The following is a 3,924-nucleotide window of genomic DNA, read 5'->3' as shown; positions in this document are numbered from 1 at the left end:
GTGGCTCTGGGGTTGCTTAACAACCCGATCGCCGGCGTGGGTGGCCCGGCCGGGCTGAAGGGCAGCGACGGCGCGGCCGTCCAGGAACTGGCCCGCAGCAGGGGCGGCGTCGAGCACGCCCTAGAGCGGACGGTGTGGGCCCTGGGGCGCCTGCCCGAAGGCACCCGGGTGCTAACGGCCGCCGGTGCGATGGGCGCGGACGCCTGCGCCGCCGCCCCGGGTTTACGTGTGGAGGTCTGTTACGAGCCGGGCTCACCCAGCACCGCGGACGACACGGTGGCCGCAGTCGAGGCGCTGGTACGGCAGGGCGTCCGGCTGATCCTGTTCGCCGGCGGCGACGGGACCGCGCGCGATGTTTTGCGCGGGCTCGCTCCCCCACCCCCGCCGGTGGTTGAGCTTATCGAAATCACTACCGCCGCCAGCGGTCTCGACAAGCTCGACCAACGGCCCGTCGAAACCACTCCCGCAACCACGGGTCCTGAGCGATCGTTGGTTGAGCTTGTCGAAACCACCACCACCAGAGGTCTCGGCAAGCTCGACCAACGGCCGGCCGGCACTCCGATCCTCGGCATCCCGTGCGGCGTGAAGATGTACTCCGGGGTTTTCGCGGTCAGCCCGGCGGCGGCCGGCAGCATCGCCGCGGCCGTGGTCCAGGGCGGCCGGGTCAGCATCGAGCAACGCGACATCGTCGACATCAGCGAGGACCAGATCCGCGCCGGCATCGTCCAGGCGACGCTGTTCGGCACCGCACCCACCCCGGTGGTCCGGGGCCGCACCCAGGCCCGCAAGGCAGCCACCGCCGCCTCCGAAGCGGACGCCGTCCGCGGCGTTGCCGCCGGCCTGGCCGCCAAACTGCAGCCGGGCCACACCTACTTCCTCGGCCCGGGCAGCACGATGGCCGCGCTGGCGTCCGAACTGGGGGTGGCGAAGACCCCGCTCGGAGTGGACGTGGTTCGCGACGGACAGCTGCTGCTGGCCGACGCCAGCGCCAACGACCTGCTCGACTTCACCACCGAATCGCCTTGTCACGCGGTGATCACCAGCATCGGCGGGCAGGGTTTCCTCCTCGGCCGCGGCAACCAGCAGTTCTCTGCCGCGGTGGTCCGCCGGCTCGCCGAACCTAAGTTGCTGATCGGTGCCACCACGACCAAGCTGCTCGGCATCGGCGGCCCCCTGCTGATCGACACCGGCGACGCCGAACTGGACGCCGAACTCGCCGGGCATCAGCGGATCTGCACCGGCGCCCAAGACATCGCACTCGTCCGGGCCGACGCGGCCTCGGCCGACCAGACCTCGCACACCACCAAGCAATCGACCAATCAAAGGGGCAGATCATGAGACTGGCAGGAAAGCGCGCCATCGTCACCGGAGGAGCCGGCGGCATCGGACGAGCCACCGCCGCCGCCTTCGCCGCCGAAGGTGCATCCGTCGCGGTGCTGGACCTCGACGAGGCCGGCGCCCAGGCGGTCGCCGAGTCGATCACCTCCTCCGGCGGCACCGCGATCGCACTGAGCGTGGACGTCTCCGACGAGGCCGCCGTGGCGTCCGCCGTCGAAGCCGTCGTCGCCCGGTTCGGTGGACTGGATGTGGTGTTCAACAACGCCGGCGTCGCCCGCCGCACCACCGCCGTGGAAACCGCGCTGGCCGACTGGGAGCTGTCCTTCGCGGTGAACGTCCGGTCGATCTTCCTGATGTGCAAGTACGCGATCCCGCACCTGGAGGCGGCCGGCGGCGGCTCGATCGTCAACACCGGCTCCGGCTGGGGACTCAAGGGCGGCGCCCGGGCACTGCCGTACTGCGCCTCGAAGGGTGCCGTGGTCAACATGACCCGCGCCCTGGCGATCGACCACGGCCCGGCCAACATCCGGGTCAACTCGATCAACCCGGGCGACACCGACACCGGCATGCTGCGCTCCGAAGCGGCCCAGATCGGCTGGACCGAGGACGCCTTCCTCGCGGACGCCGCCGACCGCCCCCTGCGCCGGATGGCCCGGCCCGAGGAAATCGCCGCCGCCGTGGTCTTCCTGGCCAGCGACGAAGCCTCCTTCGTCACCGGCTCGGCCCTCGTCGTCGACGGCGGCGGCATCGCCTGACCGGTACGCGGGGACGGTTCTTTTCGTTCCACTCCTGGTACGCGGGGACGGTTCTTTCGTTCCACGTCGATCCACCGTTGGTCGAGCTTGTCGAGACCCTGTTCTGTGGTCTGGTTCCGGTGCTTGGGTTATGCCCCGCGGAGTGGGCTGCACCGCTCCTCTGAGGAATCGCCTTCCGATACTTCCAATTGGCTGCCTGACTAGGTGATTCGGACGCGGCGACCCGAGCCGCGGTATCACCGACCGCTCCGCCGGCCACTTGGAGGCAACCACCGGGCCCGTACCCGGGCACACAACGGGAGCCACCATGAACAAGAACCCACGAGTGAATCAGCGAGGTCGCCGGCTGTGGCTGGCCGCCGTAGCAGGGCTGCTGTCCCTACCGCCGCTCGGCCTGGCCACCGAGGCGCACGCGGTCGCGGACGGCTGCGCCGGCGGGATGCGGTCCGACTTCAACGGAGACGGACGCTCCGACGCCCTGGTCGGCGATCCGGGCGCCACTGTCAACGGCCAGGCCCGCGCCGGCCGGATAGTCGTGCTCTACGGCGACGCCGATCTGCTGGTCGGCGAGGGCGCCCGAGACGTGCTGTGGCAGGGCGAAGCGAGTGTGGCCGGAGTCGCCGAGGCCGGTGACCAGTTCGGCTACTCGGTCGCGACCGCCGACATCAACTGCGACGGCTACACCGACGCCGTGGTCGGCACCCCGTTCGAGGACCTGAGCGGACAGGCCGATTCGGGCTACGTCCAGGTCATCTGGGGGGCGGCGTCCGGGCTGGGCACCGGTGCCGCCTCCACCCAGTACACCCAGGCCGGCTTCGGCCAGCCGATCGTCGCCGGTGACCAGTTCGGCTACGCCGTCGACCTGGTGGAGGATCTCGGCCAGGGTGGAACGCCCGCACCGGACGCCTACGCGCTCGCGATCGGGGTACCCGGCGCCAACGTCAACGGACACAACGACGCCGGCGCGCTCGCCGTCCGCGCCGCCTACGACGGCGGGTCGGAAACCTTCTGGATCACCCAGGACACCCCCGGCGTGGTGGGCGCCGCGGAAGCCGGAGACCGGTTCGGCGCTTCGGTCGCCTGCGGCTACCTGTCCAGCCCCACCAGCGTCACCAGCACCGTCGATTGCGCCGTCGGCGCTCCGCGTGAAGACATCGGCAGCCAGGCCGACGCCGGTGCGGTGACGATCGTGGAAGAGATCTATTTCTCCGACGAGTTGAGCAGCTACGCCATCGGCCAGGACGCCCCGGGCGTCCCCGGCAAGGCTGAGAAGGGCGACCTGTACGGCAGCACCCTGGACGTGGTCCGGGTCGGCTCCACCTCGCGGCTCGCCGTCGGCGCACCGGGTGAGGACATCGGCAGCGACGCCAACGCGGGCCTGGTGCAATTGTTCAGCTTCAACGGGCAGACCATGTCCATCGGCTCCTCACTGACCCAGGACACGGCGGGGGTTGCCGACTCCAGTGAGCCCGGCGACGAGTTCGGCGCCAGCCTGGCCTGGATCGCTCCGGGGCTCGGCGACACCCGCACCCGGCTGGCGGTCGGAGTACCGGGCGAGAAGGTCAACGGGTATGAGGACGCCGGCCAGGTGCAGGTCTTCCGGATCGACAGCCTCAGCTCGGAGACCACCTACACCCAGGACAGCGCCGGATTCCTCAGCGGCGCCCGGAAGAACGACCGGTTCAGCGAGCGGGTCGCCACCGTCTTCGGTGCGAGCGAGCGGGTGCTGCTGATCAGCTCGCCCACCGACACCACCTACGCCACCGGGCTGGTGCACGTCGTACCGTTCGGCGGCGGCACGGTCCGCGCCTGGCGACCGGGCGCCGGTGGC

3 protein-coding genes are annotated in these 3,924 nt (G+C 70.7%); all 3 read left to right on the top strand.

The features are described from left to right. A partial coding sequence (locus tag QM624_RS14625; RefSeq protein ID WP_415093064.1) for an ATP-NAD kinase family protein occupies positions 1-1,338 on the top strand: 1,338 nt, incomplete at its 5' end. Beyond that, complete coding sequence (locus tag QM624_RS14620) at positions 1,335-2,093, top strand: SDR family NAD(P)-dependent oxidoreductase (protein WP_415093062.1); 759 nt, start codon at positions 1,335-1,337, stop codon at positions 2,091-2,093. The genes QM624_RS14625 and QM624_RS14620, both read left to right, overlap by 4 nt. A 325-nt stretch (positions 2,094-2,418) precedes the next feature. Continuing rightward, a partial coding sequence (locus QM624_RS14615; protein WP_415093060.1) for an FG-GAP repeat protein occupies positions 2,419-3,924 on the top strand: 1,506 nt, incomplete at its 3' end.

The sequence above is a fragment of the Micropruina sp. genome (assembly GCF_047606365.1).
In the GTDB taxonomy this organism is placed as follows: domain Bacteria; phylum Actinomycetota; class Actinomycetes; order Propionibacteriales; family Propionibacteriaceae; genus Micropruina.
Note: the sequence above shows the minus strand (reverse complement) of the source record. Positions and strands in the feature narration are given on the sequence as shown.